Below are 539 nucleotides of genomic sequence, written 5' to 3' on the forward strand. Positions count from 1 at the left end.
TGGTGTACCCCACAAAAAGTAGACAGTACATAACTACATACTTTCGTACTCAACGGGACTGACATGCCCCAACGCTGAGTGTCTTCTCTTTCGATTGTAGAACACTTCGATATATTCGAAGATCCCCATTCGGGCTTCTTCGATAGATTGATAATCTTCTGCGTAAATCAATTCGACTTTCAGTCGACTGAAGAACGACTCCATTACCGCATTGTCCCAGCAGTTACCCTGACGGCTCATGCTTGGCACGCCTCCATGCTTTCGCATGAAGTCCTGATACTTATAAGCTCTGTATTGTACACCACGGTCTGAGTGGACTAAGACGCCTTTCGGCGGCTTGCGTGACTTAAACGCCATTTTCAAAGCGTTGGTGATGAGCAGCTCTGTCATGTTGGTATCTAATGACCAGCCCACAATGCGTCTCGAGTGAAGGTCTAACACTGTCGCGAGGTAGAGCCAACGGCTCTTTACCCATATATAGGTGATGTCGGTGACCCACTTCTGATTGGGGCTCTCGGCTTCAAAGTCTCTACGCAATA

The 539-nt window shown here is 47.7% G+C and carries 1 protein-coding gene; it reads right to left on the reverse strand.

The window, feature by feature from the left end; translation table 11 throughout:
* Nucleotides 1–33 precede the first annotated feature (33 nt).
* On the reverse strand, nucleotides 34–539 hold a 506-nt coding region (locus FCV43_RS20175; RefSeq protein WP_136996187.1), incomplete at its 5' end, for an IS3 family transposase.

It is taken from the genome of Vibrio genomosp. F6 (assembly GCF_005146325.1).
Lineage (GTDB): Bacteria > Pseudomonadota > Gammaproteobacteria > Enterobacterales > Vibrionaceae > Vibrio > Vibrio cortegadensis.